General features: G+C 42.2%; 18 protein-coding genes. 3 read left to right on the top strand and 15 right to left on the bottom strand.

The genetic code is table 11. The features are described from left to right. The first annotated feature begins 62 nt into the window (after positions 1-62). Positions 63-1,286 carry an EAL and HDOD domain-containing protein gene (locus AN394_RS02470; protein ID WP_054562155.1) on the top strand — a complete coding sequence of 408 codons (1,224 nt, stop codon included), beginning with the start codon at positions 63-65 and terminating at the stop codon, positions 1,284-1,286. Positions 1,287-1,351: 65 nt separating this feature from the next. Here AN394_RS02470 and AN394_RS02465 read toward each other — a convergent pair whose 3' ends face one another. The 10 genes from AN394_RS02465 to ccmA are packed head-to-tail and all read right to left on the bottom strand — an operon-like array spanning position 1,352 to position 9,067. Then, the gene (locus AN394_RS02465; protein ID WP_054562156.1) at positions 1,352-2,083 is read right to left on the bottom strand and encodes a VacJ family lipoprotein; all 732 of its coding nucleotides are present in this window, start codon (positions 2,081-2,083) and stop codon (positions 1,352-1,354) included. A gap of 9 nt (positions 2,084-2,092) precedes the next feature. Further along, entirely contained in the window at positions 2,093-3,355 is a 1,263-nt protein-coding gene (ccmI, locus tag AN394_RS02460) for a c-type cytochrome biogenesis protein CcmI (RefSeq protein WP_054562157.1), read from the bottom strand. After that, positions 3,356-3,817, bottom strand: coding sequence for a cytochrome c-type biogenesis protein (locus tag AN394_RS02455; RefSeq protein ID WP_054562158.1), 462 nt, complete (start codon positions 3,815-3,817; stop codon positions 3,356-3,358). Then, the gene (locus tag AN394_RS02450) at positions 3,817-4,386 is read right to left on the bottom strand and encodes a DsbE family thiol:disulfide interchange protein (RefSeq protein WP_054562159.1); all 570 of its coding nucleotides are present in this window, start codon (positions 4,384-4,386) and stop codon (positions 3,817-3,819) included. The genes AN394_RS02455 and AN394_RS02450 overlap by 1 nt, the downstream gene beginning before the upstream one ends. Further along, the gene (locus AN394_RS02445; RefSeq protein WP_055020711.1) at positions 4,383-6,338 is read right to left on the bottom strand and encodes a heme lyase CcmF/NrfE family subunit; all 1,956 of its coding nucleotides are present in this window, start codon (positions 6,336-6,338) and stop codon (positions 4,383-4,385) included. Before AN394_RS02445 ends, AN394_RS02450 begins: the two co-directional genes overlap by 4 nt. Position 6,339: 1 nt before the next feature. Continuing rightward, positions 6,340-6,819: a cytochrome c maturation protein CcmE gene (ccmE, locus tag AN394_RS02440; protein WP_054562161.1), complete on the bottom strand. Its 480-nt coding sequence runs from the start codon at positions 6,817-6,819 to the stop codon at positions 6,340-6,342. Next, positions 6,816-7,019 carry a heme exporter protein CcmD gene (gene ccmD, locus AN394_RS02435; protein WP_054553244.1) on the bottom strand — a complete coding sequence of 68 codons (204 nt, stop codon included), beginning with the start codon at positions 7,017-7,019 and terminating at the stop codon, positions 6,816-6,818. Before ccmD ends, ccmE begins: the two co-directional genes overlap by 4 nt. Before the next feature lie 2 nt (positions 7,020-7,021). Continuing rightward, positions 7,022-7,759: a heme ABC transporter permease gene (locus AN394_RS02430; RefSeq protein ID WP_054553245.1), complete on the bottom strand. Its 738-nt coding sequence runs from the start codon at positions 7,757-7,759 to the stop codon at positions 7,022-7,024. Between the two features lies 1 nt (position 7,760). Continuing rightward, positions 7,761-8,447 carry a heme exporter protein CcmB gene (gene ccmB, locus AN394_RS02425; RefSeq protein WP_054553246.1) on the bottom strand — a complete coding sequence of 229 codons (687 nt, stop codon included), beginning with the start codon at positions 8,445-8,447 and terminating at the stop codon, positions 7,761-7,763. Continuing rightward, positions 8,447-9,067 (bottom strand): cytochrome c biogenesis heme-transporting ATPase CcmA, encoded by a 621-nt coding sequence (gene ccmA / locus AN394_RS02420; RefSeq protein WP_095209716.1) that lies wholly within the window; start codon positions 9,065-9,067, stop codon positions 8,447-8,449. Before ccmA ends, ccmB begins: the two co-directional genes overlap by 1 nt. 102 nt (positions 9,068-9,169) lie before the next feature. Here ccmA and AN394_RS22265 point away from each other — a divergent pair, with 102 nt between their 5' ends. Together AN394_RS22265 and AN394_RS02410 are read left to right on the top strand one after the other, a co-directional pair. Beyond that, positions 9,170-11,941, top strand: coding sequence for a flagellar hook-length control protein FliK (locus AN394_RS22265; RefSeq protein ID WP_055020710.1), 2,772 nt, complete (start codon positions 9,170-9,172; stop codon positions 11,939-11,941). 5 nt (positions 11,942-11,946) lie between these two features. Further along, entirely contained in the window at positions 11,947-12,255 is a 309-nt protein-coding gene (locus AN394_RS02410; RefSeq protein ID WP_054562165.1) for an EscU/YscU/HrcU family type III secretion system export apparatus switch protein, read from the top strand. Between the two features lie 30 nt (positions 12,256-12,285). Here AN394_RS02410 and AN394_RS02405 read toward each other — a convergent pair whose 3' ends face one another. The 5 genes from AN394_RS02405 to AN394_RS02385 are packed head-to-tail and all read right to left on the bottom strand — an operon-like array spanning position 12,286 to position 15,727. Next, a complete protein-coding gene (locus tag AN394_RS02405; protein WP_055020709.1) occupies positions 12,286-12,690 on the bottom strand; it encodes a DUF2802 domain-containing protein in 405 nt (134 codons plus the stop codon). Positions 12,691-12,705: 15 nt separating this feature from the next. After that, positions 12,706-13,203, bottom strand: coding sequence for a chemotaxis protein CheW (locus AN394_RS02400; RefSeq protein WP_054553251.1), 498 nt, complete (start codon positions 13,201-13,203; stop codon positions 12,706-12,708). 21 nt (positions 13,204-13,224) lie between these two features. Beyond that, positions 13,225-13,983, bottom strand: a complete 759-nt coding sequence (locus AN394_RS02395; RefSeq protein ID WP_055020708.1) for a chemotaxis protein CheW — start codon at positions 13,981-13,983, stop codon at positions 13,225-13,227. Positions 13,984-13,985: 2 nt separating this feature from the next. Further along, positions 13,986-14,756: a ParA family protein gene (locus AN394_RS02390; RefSeq protein ID WP_054562168.1), complete on the bottom strand. Its 771-nt coding sequence runs from the start codon at positions 14,754-14,756 to the stop codon at positions 13,986-13,988. An 11-nt stretch (positions 14,757-14,767) separates the two neighbouring features. Continuing rightward, entirely contained in the window at positions 14,768-15,727 is a 960-nt protein-coding gene (locus tag AN394_RS02385; protein WP_054562169.1) for a flagellar motor protein MotB, read from the bottom strand. Positions 15,728-15,733 lie beyond the last annotated feature (6 nt).

Here is a 15,733-nt window from a genome sequence, read left to right as displayed (position 1 = left end):
AGGCACAATGACATATATTGCTGATGGATAAATGAATTAACCGAAGTGGACATGCCAGGACTATGTATTTTTACGCTGCACGCCAACCTATTTTAGATAAGGAAAAGAAACTTGTCGGCTACGAACTCCTTTTTAGGGATGGCGTAGATAACGTGTTTCCAGACATTGATGGCGATGAAGCAACATCACGACTCATTGAAGGTAGTCAGTTCAATTTTGGTTTAGAAGATTTAACGGATAACAAACCAGCTTACATTAATTTCACTTTAGAGACACTCCAAAAAGGCTACCCTTTATTACTGGGTAAAGAACAAGTCGTTGTCGAAATTCTTGAAACTATTCAACCAGGTAAACGTTTACTTGCTCTGGTTAAAGATTTAAAAGAGCGTGGTTACACACTGGCCCTTGATGATTACATTCATCAACCTGTCTGGCGTCATTTTTATCCGTATATCGATATGATCAAAATTGACTTTTTAACCACAGACAAAGAGTCGATTGAAGCGGTTATTGAAGCGATAAAACCTCACCCGCACATCAAGTTGCTTGCCGAAAAAGTCGAAACTTACGAGAAATACCAACTTGCCCTAGAAATGGGTTTTAGTTACTTTCAAGGCTTTTTCTTTTCAAAACCGGAGATGGTACAAAGTAAAACTTTGCCACCTTCTGAGATGGCTCTTGCCGAGCTCCTATACGAAACATCAAGTATTGATTTAAACCTTAGAAAAATCACTGAGGTGTTTGAACGTGACGTTAACTTATCTTATAAGCTATTACGCTATTCAAACTCCGCGGCATTTAAACGCCGTGCCGAAATCAGCACAATCAAGCAAGCGCTTATCGTATTAGGAAGCGAAGAAATTAAACGTTTCTTGTCGCTGTTATTTGCAGCTCAAGTATCTGCAGATAAACCTGCTGAACTGATCCGCCTGTCGCTAACCCGAGCACGGTTTGCTGAATTACTGGCAATTAGTCATGGTAAGTTACGCGATACAGGTATGGCTTTCTTAACAGGCATGATGTCATTAATGGATGCTATCTTAGATGAAGATATGCCAAGCGTTATGAATAAGTTACCGCTGACCAACGAAATTAAAGACGCTCTACTTAAAGATGAAGGCTTACTCGCTACCTATCTAAACCTTGTAAAATTCTATGAGCAAGCAAATTGGGAAAAAGCGAAAGAAATCCAACAACAGTTGGGCCTTAAGCCAGAAGAAGTCCCGGACGCTTACCACGACGCATTAAGTTGGTCTAATGACCAAATGAGTGTGTTTGGAGACTGATGAATATCAATCTATTAATGCTATAAAAAATGCCAGCAATTGCTGGCATTTTTATTTGAATAATCTTAAAGATTTTCTAAGAAGTCTTCGTCAAAATCATCCGTTTCTTTTTCAACTGGCGGATTACCATCATGTAGCTCATATAATTGACGCTGGAAGTAAATATCCTTCACGAAAATATATGGGTCTAACGACTCATTTAATAGGCTCTCTTGTGGCATTAATGAAGCACGGGCTTCAACCGCTTTAAGCGCAAACACCAAAATAGTCTGCGGTGTTGTTAACGTGATTTCAGGTAACACAAAGTTATCTACCACATCACCTGTTAGGTTTCGTGCTGTACTTGGCCCCATACCTGGGATCATCAAATAAGCGCCATCTCCTACACCCCATACACCTAAGGTTTGACCAAAGTCTTCATCGACAATTTCTAAACCCAGCGATGAAGCGACATCAAAAAAGCCGAGTAAACCTACCGTAGAGTTCACTAAAAAGCGCGCTAGGCTAATACCCATATTACCAGGTTTACCTTGCAGGCCAGCATTGACCATATCCGTTGGTGCGGTGATGTTATCGGTAAAATTAACAATGCTACGTCTTACCGGTGTTGGCGTGACAGTAACGTAGCCAACAGCTGCTGGGCGAAGAATATAAGCGTCAAGCACGTCCATATTAAAATCATACATAGGACGGTTAAACGACTGTAATGGGTCTCGCTCATCCGCTTTTTCTTCAGGTATTTGTGCGCATCCTGCAAGCACTACAAAAAAGATAAAAAATATACTGTGCCTAAACATCGGCTATCCTTAAGGTATTAACTCATTAATTAGCAAAGAATATTCTTTTACGTTTGCACGCTCTAAAACATCCGACTTGCCTTCCAACTCGCCGCTAGAAGTTACCACAGTTGCATCTTTTGATAAACGCGCAGTTAAAATAATTTTATCGACACTTGATAGGTTCAAGCCTTCTACCATGGCATTGCTATCACTCAACGTCACGGTTAGCGGAAAGCTATATTCGGTCATTTTTACCACAGCTAATGGCATTTGTGGACCACTGGCTGCTTTTGCAAAAACAAATAACGTGCCGTTTTGTGGCTGCGAATCTGCAAGTGCAGAGTCTAAATCAACCGTGATGCTAATTTCACTGTTTGAAGCTTCTGCGAGTTTTGTATTTGTAACTTGCTGCTCATTATTTAAATGGGCATCAATTTCAGCAATTCGCTCTGCAATCATGCTATAACGCGGGTCGTTTTGCTGCATACTTGCAAGCAGTACTTCAAACGCAGTTTTTGCTTGCAGCCAATCTTTACGCTCATAAGCAATTAGGGCTAGCAATGAGATAGCATCAATATTGGTCGGCTCTGCTTTTAACACTCTCGATAACATAGTCGCCGCACGAGACATATTCGCATCACTGCCTTCCATTAGCAGGACTTGCGAGTAGCTGATCAGCACTTGCTTGTTATCTGGGTTCATTTTAAGAACCTTATCAAATGACTGCATTGCCATATCAAATTCATTTAATGACATCGCAACACGACCTAGCAGCATCCACGCTACTTCATCATCACCACTTTGATCAAGCTTGGTACGCAATGCTAAAGCAAATGCTTGCAGCTCATTCGGTGTTAATGGCTCACCATCTTGCATTACGGCACGTTCACCATACGACTTAAGGTTTGCCATCGCGTCATGCCAGCCTTTAATTTGCTGCTGACTACCCGTGTAACCGTAAAAGATAGCCGTTAAAACAATTAAAAAGCCAGCGCCAGTAAGGGCAAAAATACGGTTGTTACCTTTACTATTTAGCGCTTTTTCCGGAGACAGCTCATTGAGTAAACGACGCTTTTGCTCGTTAACTGACTCATCAAACATTTGTGCATCAATACGCTGGTTATCTAAGTCAGCTTTAAGCTCGTCTAAACGTTGATGATAAATTCGGATTAACTCCGAGTTTGCATTGTGATCAAGGCGTTGAATACGTTCGCGTTTAAAAAACGGAACGACAACAAATAGCAATGCAACCAGTGTGAGTAAAACAAAAGAAGCCCACATTAATGCCATCTAGCTTTGCTCCTGACGTTGATTTTGTTCAATTAACTTTGCAAGCAGTGCCTCGTCTTGCTCTGTCCATGTTTGTTTTACAGATGCCTTACGTTGGCGTAAAACAATAAAGCCAAAGCCAAGTACCACAATTAATACTGGCAATACCCATAACACTAAGGTTGCTGGTGTTACTGGTGGATCGTAATGTACGAAGTAACCGTAACGGTCAATCATATAATCGATGACTTCATCTTTGCTTTTGCCATCTTTTACCAGCGTTAATACTTTGTCACGTAAGTCTTTGGCTACAACGGCGTCTGAATCGGCAATGTTCTGGTTTTGACATTTAGGGCAACGCAGCTCTTTGGTAAGTTCACTAAAGCGAACAGCTTGCTCTTTATCATCAAATTGATACTTGTCTTGCTCTGCAAATGCGCTAAACGTGATAAGCAAACTTGCTAAAAAAATCACGAGTCTCATTACTGTAACTCCTGCATTAACGGTGCGAATTTGGCTCGCCACACACGCGGATTAATATCGCCGGTATGGTGCAGCAAAATAGTGCCTTGTTTATCGACTAAAAAGGTCTCTGGTGCGCCAGACACACCTAAATCAAGGGCTAATGTGCGTTTTAAATCTAAGATATTAAATTGATATGGGTCGCCAGCACGATTAAGCATGCTAGTGACATCTTCGCGTAGTGCGTTAATATCAAACTGGCCATCAAAGTCAGGGTCGTAGCCTTGCTCGTAGTATAAGCCAACAATCTTAACGCCCTGCTCTCTAAGCTCGGTTAAATAGCCTAACTCAGCTAAACAGGTCGGGCACCATGTGCCCCACACATTAAGTAAGTAAACTTCACCTTTTAAATCTGCATCAGTCCAACGCTTTGACTCATCCATCAAATCTGGCAGGTTAAAAGCTGGCATAGCCTGCCCAATACGCCCTGTTTGCAGCTCACGCGGGTTAGCAAACAAACCTTGATATAAAAATACACACAGTAAAACGAAAACCAGTAAAGGTGCTAGTGCGAGTAGTTTACGGTTCATGCTGAAGCCTCCTGCTTAGTCGATTTTTGGCGATAGCGTTTATCACCAAGTACTAAAAAGCCTGCCAGTGAAATCAAGATACCACCGAGCCACATCCAACGAACATAAGGCTTATGGTAAATACGTAACGACCACGCACCTTGGCTTAATTGCTCACCTAGCGCTAGATACAAGTCACGCGTAAAGCCTGCATCAACAGCCGCTTCAGTCATAAACTGCATACCAATGTCATAACGGCGTTTTTCAGCATGTAAAACGGTTACTTGTTTATCGTTTTTCAGCACAGTGACAACACCAGCATGGCCGCTATAGTTTGCGCCGCGGATAGACTTAACACCATCAAAGCGGTACTGGTATTCATTTAAAGCCACAATATCACCCGGCTTCATTGAAACATCTCGCTCTACTGAATAAGCAGAGGTGAGCGTTACACCTGCAATCACGAACGCTAAACCAACGTGGCCTAAAACCATCGCCCAATAGCTTAGCCCTAAACGTTTAAAGCCTTCGCCTAAGGTTTTGTGAATAGTTACTTTTGCCGCTAAATCAACCACTGTAGTAACAACAATCCATACCGCTAGCGCAGTTGCAATAAAGGTAATTGGCGCAATTACATCGTAACTTGAATATAACCACGCTGCCGTAGCCACGAGACTGACGACAGCCGATAGTGCAAACTTATTTTGCAACATCGACCACTTGTTTTGTTTCCAGCGTAACAGCGGACCCATACCCATTAAAATGGCAAACGGTACCAGTAAAATAGCAAACATCTTATTGAAGAACGGCTCACCAATCGAAATGCTACCTAAGCCAAGTTCTTTGTGGATCATTGGCAGTAATGTACCTAGCAATACAATCAGCGTTGCCACAACTAAGAAAATATTATTTAGCCAAAGCGCGACTTCACGTGAGGCAAACTTATAACGGCCTTCACTTTTCACCTGCGAAACACGCAGTGCATAAAGCGATAAACCACCACCAACTACAATGGCTAAGAAAGCTAAAATAAACATACCGCGGTTAGGATCTGAGGCAAAAGCATGCACAGATACAATGATACCCGAGCGAACAATAAAGGTACCCAGTAAGCTTAACGAGAATGCTGCAATAGCCAGTAATACGGTCCACGACTTAAATACACCACGCTTTTCGGTGGTTGATAATGAGTGCAGCAATGCGGTTGCCACAAGCCATGGCATTAATGATGCGTTTTCAACTGGATCCCAGAACCACCAGCCACCCCAGCCAAGTTCTGAATATGCCCACCAACTACCGATGGTAATACCGAGTGTCAAAAAGCCCCATGCTGTCATAGTCCAAGGACGAGACCACTTAGCCCAAGTATTATCAAGCTTACCTGTAAGTAACGCTGCAATAGCAAATGAGAACGACACAGATAAACCCACATAGCCCATATAGAGCAATGGCGGGTGAATAATCATACCCGGGTCTTGCAATAACGGATTTAAATCGCGACCTTCAACTGGGAAATACGGTAATAGGCGCTCAAATGGGCTCGACATTAATAAGGTGTACAGCATAAAGCCAACACCTAAAAAGCCTAGTACACCCAGTACACGAGCACGTAATACCCAAGGTAATGATTGCGAACGCATAGCGACAACTGCTGTCCAACCCGCTTGCATTACTAACCAGAGTAAAATTGCCCCTTCATGACCACCCCATGTCGAGGTTATTTTGTAATACCAAGGTAAGGTGCTACTTGAGTGATAAGCAACATACGAAACAGTAAAGTCGTCGGTTAAACTGGCATAAACAAGTGCAGCAAAAGACAAAAGTACAAATACGAATTGTCCAATTGCCAGTGATGGGGCTGCACGCATTAAACGTAAATTGCCGGTATGCGCGCCCCACAAAGGAAAAATACACAATAGAACACTGAGCACCATGGCCAGTGTTAAAGAAAAATAACCGAGTTCTGGGATCATATTAATTGCCGTTATCTAAGTTATACGTCGGTTTTTCGTGTTTGATACCCTTCACAGCTTCAGCAACTTCTGCAGGCATGTATTCTTCATCATGCTTTGCAAGTACTTCAAAGGCATCAATTTCATTGGCTTTAACTAACACACCCTGCGCCACAATCCCTTGGCCTTCACGGAATAAATCCGGCAAAATCCCTTGATAATTAATTGTCACCATAGGGCCTTTATCAATCAGTTTAAAGCTTACCTTTAAGCTTGATTCGTCACGAACAACTGAACCAGGTACAACCATGCCACCAATACGTAACTTTTGGCCAATATGCGGTTTTTCTTTGTTTGGTCCTTTACCCTCAACAAGTTCACTTGGGGTATAGAATAAATTAATGTTTTCTTGCAGTGCGTACAGCACTAAACCAATCGTTGCACCCACACCAAAAATAATGGCTACAACTGCTAATAAACGTTTTTTACGTCTTGGATTCATTGCCCTGCCTCTTGCTTCGCTTTCTTAATGCGCTCTTCACGTTGTGCTTGCTGCTTTACTGAAGAGAAAATACGTTTTGTATCGTTTAACGAACTAAATAAAATACCGAGTAAAATTAATGCACAGCTACCAAAAGACAACCATACATAAAAGCCATAGCCACCCATGGCAATAAAATCTGCAAAAGAATCAAACTGCATGATTAACCTCGCTCAACCATATCACGCACCCAAGGGCGATGCTTTTCACGTTGGAGAATTTCGTTTTTAAGGCGGATTAACGTCACCACACCAACAAAACCTGCAAACGCAACAATGTTAACCATTAATGGCCAAAACATGCTTGGATCAATGGCTTTAGTATCAAACTTTGTAATGGTTGCACCTTGATGCAAGGTATTCCACCACTCCACCGAGAAGTGAATAATCGGTAAGTTGATAACACCAACAATGGCTAAGATACAAGCAGCACGCCCCGCTGCTTTTTTATCTTCAAAAGCATGATAAAGCGATAACACACCAAGGTATAAAAATAACAGAATTAACTCAGAGGTAAGACGTGCATCCCACACCCACCATGCACCCCACATAGGTTTACCCCATGCTGCACCGGTAATTAATGCTATCGCTGTCACACATGCCCCGACAGGTGCAATTGCAATCACTGCAAGTTCTGCATTACGTAATTGCCATACTAGTGCGATCACTGCTGCAATCGCCATAGAAGAGTAAGCGCCCATAGATAAAATAGCTGAAGGCACATGGATAAAAATAATTCGGTAGCTGTCTTTTTGTTGGTAATCGGCTGGGGCATAAGCAAGCCCCCAGACCCATCCAACAATCATACAAACCACCGTAACGACGGCGAAATAAGGCAGTAAGGTGTTACACAATTGGTAAGCACGATCTGCTTTTGCGTAGGGATGTAACCACTTCCACATATTAACTTACACTCACTTTCAATGCTGACGATATGGCAATTGGCGCCGCTATAATCGCTACGATTAGCATGGCACCAAGGATTGCAAGCTGTCCGCTATAGGCAAGCTCCATAGAGCTGGTATCAATAGCCGAGGTTGCAAAAATTAGTACAGGGATATACAAAGGCAAAACAAGCAAACTCATTAAAATGCCGCCTTTTTGTAGCCCCACAGTGAGTCCAGCGCCAATTGCGCCAATGAAGCTAAGCAATGGCGTACCTAACAATAAGGTCAGAACGGTTGCTAAAAGCGCTGAACTTTCTAAATTCAATAACAAAGCAAATACCGGAGTCATTAACACTAAAGGCAACCCCGTGATCACCCAATGCGCTGCCACTTTTGCAAGGACAGTTAACGGTAATGGGTATGATGAAGCAATTAATTGCTCTAGTGTTCCGTCGTGATAATCATCACGAAATAGCTTATCTAGGCCTAACATGGTCGACAGTAACGCAGCGACCCAAATAATGCCCGGAGCCATACGAGCAAGTAGACCGGGTTCAGGGCCAATTGCTAACGGAAAAAGTGTAATAACAATAAGAAAAAACAAGATAGGGTTAACGATTTCAGCACGCTGACGAAACGCTAATTTAAGATCTTTAGAAAAAACCGCAGAGAATAATTGCCAATACGAATGCTGTTTTACCATCAGTGGCGATACTCCAAAGTCACTGTTTGTAAGTCACTAAAATGTGTCGTTAAATCTTGGTGGGTAGTTAAAAGAATCGCGCCGCCAGCATTTAGGTGCTCAACAAAGCGTTCTTGTAAAAATGCCACACCGCTTTTATCAAGGGCTGTAAATGGCTCATCAAGGATCCATAGTTTGGCGCTGTTTAACCACAGTCTTACTAGGGCGACACGACGCTGTTGCCCTGCTGACAACATACGAACAGGCACATCCTCAAGACCCACCAAGCCTATTTTTGCTAAGATCGGATACAAGTCTTGTTTGCTATCGTAGCCATTAATTTTTAGCCAAAATGCGACATTCTCAAGGGCAGTAAGTTGTGTATTTACCCCTGTTTTATGGCCGATGAATAATAACTCTTGTGCATATTCATCATAGTATTTCGTAATCGAGCGTTCTTGGAACAAAACATCGCCTTCATCCGCCATAGCGAAACCCGCGATAATACGCAATAATGATGTTTTACCAGCCCCATTCGGACCAGCTAACTGCATAATTTGTCCCGATTTCAAGCTGAAATTAAGATCCGCAAACAAACAACGATCTTGCTTGATGCAGGTGACGGCCTTAATGTGTAACAAGATGACGATTCTCTATACCCAAAATTAGGCGTTAGTCTACCATAATGATAGGGTAATACGAATATTGCTTTAAAACGATTAACTTATATTTGATCTAAAATAATGAATAAACAAAGCCAGTTGACTCTCAGCACTCAGCTTAATCTAGACCCAAAAGCAATCAGCAGTGCATCACAGCAATCACCTAATGATGCATTGAAAATGCTGGCTGAGCAGAGCCTAACTGCCCGTAATATCGTGATTGGTAAGCACAGTGTGCAAATGGACGTGCTAATCAATAACTCATGGCAAACATTACGCTTATCAACAGAGCAAGAAAACCTTAAAACTGAGCGCTTTTTAGCGGCCAATATTCAATTAAGTAGTGATGGTAAACAGCTGACTATCACACCAGCACCGCTGACGATTACACTTGGCAAAAGCCAGCAATTACAAGCACTACTGAACTTGCTAACGCAAGGGAGTGCAAATACAAATATGCCGCACCCGGCTCAGATTGCACCAAGTAAACCTTTACTACAACTACCGGCATTAAAAGCTGAGTTTGCTCTTAACAATAGCCTGGTTGCTCTTTTAAAAGCTGAAGCACCACTTAAAGCCATTTTGCTGCCTGCTACCAACCAACAAAATAGCTTTAATTTAAACATTACTAATCGCTTTGGGGATTCTCTCCATCAGCAAAGTGTTAGCCAACAAAAAGTAGCTGAGTTGGTGGCTAAGCTAACCCCTGAAATGAATTTAAAATTAGCTGGGCAACAAGTACAGTTAAGCGTTGCAAACAAGCAAAGTAATGAATTAACTTTACCGCTACCGGCAATATCGCCAAAACAAGCTAAGCAAATTCAAGCGCAGTGGCAATTTCATCCTCATGCATTAAAACTAATACCCCAGCAAGTTAAAAATACTGTTGAACTTATAAATAAAGCACCTGTGCAACAAATACTGTTAAAGAACTCTCTGTCAGAGACATTCAATCAAGCATTAAAAAGCCAAGCTGTTGAACCTAAGAGTACGTTGATAGCGCCATCGAGCAGCTCAAATTCCCCCATTAGCTCTTGGCTAAAAGACAGTTTTGCTGATTTAAAAACGCGTATTAGTGATGCAGTGCGCTATTTTGAAAAGCTCCCTGCTACCACCAAAGCGGCTGTTAACCAGTCAACGCATCAGCTGATTGAAAGCAAAAATACAATTAGCCAACAGGGCTTTAATGCTAATAAAATCAATATAGTAAAGTTTGCCGCTATTCAACAAAGCGCGCCACAACACGCCGTCCCCCAAGTAGCACAAAAAACCAGTGGGCCAGTTTCAGCCAATACGCCATTACCTGCGACTAAACAGACAGAGCCATTAACCGAAAGTCAGTCTACAAGGCAAGTTAGCTTACCCGTGAGTTATAACAAGACTCCACCTTTAATACAGTTACTGCAACGGATAAAAGTCAGCTTAGAGCCGCTTGTTAGCGTGCAGCGCCCTGCCACTCAAATAGCAATCAATAGTAAAGCGCAAACTCCTGCTTTGAATAAAGATACGGCTTTACAACAAGCACCTGTAGACAACAAAGCAGTTAGCGGCGCTGTTACTGCCATGAAATCTGACAAACCAGCCTCAGAGCAGCTCGCCCAAGCTAAAAGTAACCTTGCTAATTCAGTAGTTAAAAACCCGAGTGAGCAGGTTACACAAACTAAACAAGCGACATTAAGCACAGACCCAAATTCTTCTGCGCTAAATGTAAAGCCTGATTTAAAAGGAGCACCTGCCCCTTCACAACAACAAGCTGTAAAAACAGTAGCTAAAAGTCTTCTAGCAGAGCCTAATAAGCAAGTAAAACAAAATAATCTAGCGACTCGAACACCAGCTGAGCAAACAGCAGGATTACAAAAAGTTGCCCAGCAGCAAACTCAATTACATGCCCCCTACTTAGCTTTGAAAGAACCCAACTTGAGTCAGCCATTGTTGCCGATAAGACCGATTGAGGCTGCACTGATTGCGAAGCTATTACCGCTTCCTGAAAGCAAACCTTTAGCAAGCACACCTATACCAGTGCAATTAACAGAAAAACTTGTAGCTCTGAGTGAGCAAAACACATCGTCTTCGGTAGATTTGAATCGACTCGTAAATCAAGCATTTAATCGCATGATCTCGAGTCAAAACATGCACCCTACTACGATTGAACGAGAGCTTTTAAGTATCCTCAGGCCAACAGCATTACCCAGCCAGACTCAGCAAGCGAGCTTTAGCCAAGGGTTAGAACAATTAGCTGTGGCTTCACTTGCCGCGCCAATTATTAATCAAGCACCAACCAACCTTAGTTTTAATAATCAAACAGGTCTTGATGCCTTACTGCAAGTGTTAGTGCCCAACTTTAAAGCCGTTAACGGTAATAAATTACTCGAGCAGCTACAGCAGCCTGCGATACAAGCCATGGCGGCTGAAGCTTCACAACTAAAAAACACTTTGGCTCAGGTGCAAACAACACCTATCAATCAGCAACAAGATAACAGTGCTTTAGCGCAATTTTTCTTGCCGATGAAATTACCTCCTGAAACAGGGCAAACAGAAATCAGCTTAGGACAGTATAAAAAGCCAAGTAAAAATAAACTCGAAGCGAAAAATGTCTGGTTTGTGCGCTTGAACTTTGATTATGCACAGCTTGGCAAGTTACAAATTACCGCAGAGGTGATGGATAAAGCAGTTGATTGCCAGTTGCTCGCTTCTTCACAAGAAGTGACAGCGCTTGCTCATCCGCATTTAGAAACACTGCGTCATAAATTAGCAGGCCATGGCTTAAATGTAGGTGAGTTAAACTTGCAACAAGGAACGTCAAGCCACCAAGCTTTTTATAAATCCCATGCGATTATTAACATTAAGGTATAATTCTTATGAGTGAACAAGCGGTGCATAAATCAGCAATTGGCTTACTCTACGAAGCTGGTAGCTCGCCACGTGTCACCAGTAAAGGCTTTGGTGAATTGGCTGAAGAAATCGTCAAACTTGCTGAGCAAAAAGGTATTTTGATACACCAAGATGCTGATTTAGCACAAACCTTATCACATCTTGAGTTAGGTGAAGAAATCCCGAAAGAGCTCTATTATGTCATTGCCGAGTTAATTGCTTTTTCGTACGTATTGCGTGGTAAATTTCCACCAGGTTGGCAAGACTTTCAAGGTAAGCTCAACATTCAAGCCTAGTGCTCAAATGTACTCAAATAAAAAAGCGCCTTATTGGGCGCCTTTTTGTTTATGAAGTGACATGAGTAGCTCAGCTTCGGCTCTAGGTAATTCGCATTCACGAATTATTTCTTCTAAATCAGCGCCTAGCTCAACCATTTTAACCGCTCGCGAATAAATTTTCGCATTCGGATCATCATATTTTTGTGCATCTTGTAGCTGTTCAAGCTCTTTACTTTTTTCTTCAACAGCAACAACGCGTTTGCCAATACTCAGCATGCCGGCTCGCATCTCAGCCACCTCGCTACGTAAAATACTCAATTGCTGTTGAGCTTCTTGTAACTGTTTTTGCTTGGCTTGAATCGCCGCCGCTTGCTTATTGTTATTGACAAAAATAAGCCCCAAACACACTAATACAAGTAAGATTGAGGCACCAAACAAAGAGTATAACAGCATATAATTTCCAAACGCTTATAGTGCGCTTAGCTCGTCCCACTCATCGTCATTTAATAATTTATTAAGATCAACCAAGATCAGTAACTCACCATCACGATTAGATACACCTTGGATAAACTTAGCACTTTCCTCTGTGCCAATATTTGGCGCACTGTCAATTTCAGAGCTACGTAGGTAAACCACTTCTGCGACACTGTCGACTAAAATACCAATCACTTGCTTTTCAGCTTCAATGATAACGATACGAGAGTTATCAGTGACCTCAGCACCCATTAAGCCAAAACGTGCACGAGTGTCGATAACAGTAACAACATTACCACGTAGGTTAATAATACCTAATACATAAGAAGGCGCACCTGGTACAGGAGCAATTTCGGTATAGCGAAGTACTTCTTGTACTTGCATTACGTTAATGCCGTACGTTTCTTCTTCAAGTTTAAAGGTTACCCACTGTAACACTTCATCGTTGCTATCAGCGTTTTTATTTGCTGACAGTAGTCTTTCTTCACTCATGCTATTACTCCGTAAAAATAGTTACTGCTCACGGCTGTCTAAGCCCTGCTCTAGCAATTGATTTAAATTTTCAACGTCAATCAAGGCGCACATTTTCTCTTTGATGACACCTGCAAGCCAAGGCCGCTTACCTGATTTTGCTCGCCATTTTACATCTTCTTTACGAAGCGTAATATTATTTACGAGCTTTTCAGCCAATAATCCCCATTGGCTATCACCTAAGGTGATTAAATACTGATAATCTAATGATTGTTCTAATTTTTCATCATACTTTTCTGGCATAACCCAACGTGCAGTATCAACAACATTTAGTTTTTCTTCACGGTTTAGCATTACACCTTTAAACCATTTAGGTTTACCAAATAATTGGTTAACCTCTGCCAGCTGATGAATTCCCCCTAATGCTTTTAACGGTACAGCAAGCGTTAACCCTGCAACCTCAAAGAATAATGCCTGAAATTCACCATCAAAATAGTCTTCTTGACGATCAGACGAGGTTTTTGCAACCAGTTCAGCTTTAGGTTCTGCGACTATATCTTTGATATTAGCTTGGTTCTCGGTTTTCTCAAGCTCTTTAGTCGGTTCAGGGGGTGGTAAAACAGGTTCTGGAGTAGGCTGAACGTCTGTCAGCTTTTCTTCTGTCTTAGTTTCAGGCTCTTTAACCTGCTCCAGCAGCTTTGCGACTGGCTCAAGATTTTGGTCTGTAGGCTCATCTTCACACAACAAAGCGCCCAAATATTGGGTCATCACTTTTTCATTGGCAAATAAATGCTTACTCATCTTTAACCTTGTGCAACTAAGTAATCAAGCAGTGCACGATAGGCAAAAACGCCACGCGAACGCGGGCAAAATTGAATCGGCACTTGCTGTGCTAAACTAGCATCTCTAAACTTTGTATCGACAGGCACCACGCCTGACCATACTTTATCTTTGTAATTATCCTGCAGAGTCTTGTAAGCTTCAAGTGATGCTTTAGTACGTTTATCGTACATTGTAGGAATAATTGTATATTGGTACTGTTTTGCTTGCGATGTTTGCATCAGCTCCATCGTACGCATCATACGATCAAGCCCTTTTAAGGCCAAAAATTCTGTTTGTACTGGCACTAAAATTCGCTCACTGGCTGCAAGTGCATTAACCATCAAAACCCCTAAAACAGGCGGGCAATCAATAATCGCATAATCATAATGGTCGCTAATTTTGGCCAGTGCTTTTTTAAGTATTAAGCCCATGCCATTTTTATTGCCCATGCTTCTATCAAGCGTCGCGATTGCCATAGTCGCAGGTAAGATATCAAGGTTTTCAAGTGTTGATGGACATAGAGCCTGTAAAATTTCTTCACTGGCCATGTTATTGCCGCGCGCAAAGATATCATACACGCTAACTTCTAAGTCTTCTGAATCGATACCAAAATAATAAGTCAATGATGCATGCGGATCGGTGTCAATAAGTAACACGCGTTTTCCTTGTAAAGCAAGAATACCAGCAAGGCTAACGGCTGTTGTTGTTTTCCCTACTCCACCTTTTTGATTCGCTACGGTCCAAACTTTCACATCACACCTTATTATTGTTCATTGCGCGTGGTAATCCTAATGCCACCATGTGGTAATTGAATCACTTTAATGCTGTTATCATCGCTTGGCAACTCAATTTCTGTCGTCTGTTGGGGTTGGTTTTGTGACTCTTGTTCCGTATTTTCTGGCTCTTTTGGCGGTAAGCCATATTTAGACAATGCAACAACCACTTTGCGGTTTTCTGCGCGACCTTGCTCAGTGTCATTACTTGCGAAGGGCGAATACTGCCCGTAGCCTTCAATAGCCATACGTGCAGGGTTAATGCCTAAACTCTCAAGCTCAACCAGTACGGATGTAGCCCGCGCTACAGATAGCTCCCAGTTTGAGCGAAACATCTCATTACGAATACCTTCGTTATCGGTATAACCACGCACGCGAATGTAGTTATCAACCGGTGCGATAATATCTTTCACTAAACCAACAACTTGCTTGGCACGCTGCTGTGCAACAGCACTGCCCGATGAAAACAGCATACCTGAACTTAATTCGATGATAAGCCAATCTTGGTGAAGCTCTAAACTCGCTTCACCATCACGAATTTCATCAATAAGCGCAGACTGCAATTTAGTAAGTAAGCTGTCGAGAGGCTTGCCAAGATGTTTTTTCTCAATATTGCTGGTTTCGCTTTGCCCATCGAGTAATTCAGGGCCTTGCTCATCTTTACGAATGCTCTCACCGTATAGAATGTCGTTCTCAGGGCTGACTCTGTCAGTTAGTATGCCTGTGCCGTTAACCCCAGTGCCAACCTGTTGTTGCTGACGAGCTGATTTTTCGAACACCTGCTCCAGTGAGTCTGAGAGAATTTGAAAATCTTCATTTTTACTAATTGCGATAGCATACATGACCACAAAAAAAGCAAACATGATGGTCATGTAATCGGCATAAGAGACAAGCCAGCGTTCAGTATGTTGGTTTTTTGACGTGTTATGACGCAGACGACGGCGCATCATAATAAA

It is taken from the genome of Pseudoalteromonas sp. P1-26 (assembly GCF_001401795.1).
Classification (GTDB): Bacteria; Pseudomonadota; Gammaproteobacteria; order Enterobacterales; family Alteromonadaceae; genus Pseudoalteromonas.
This window is presented reverse-complemented; position numbering and strand designations above follow the sequence as displayed.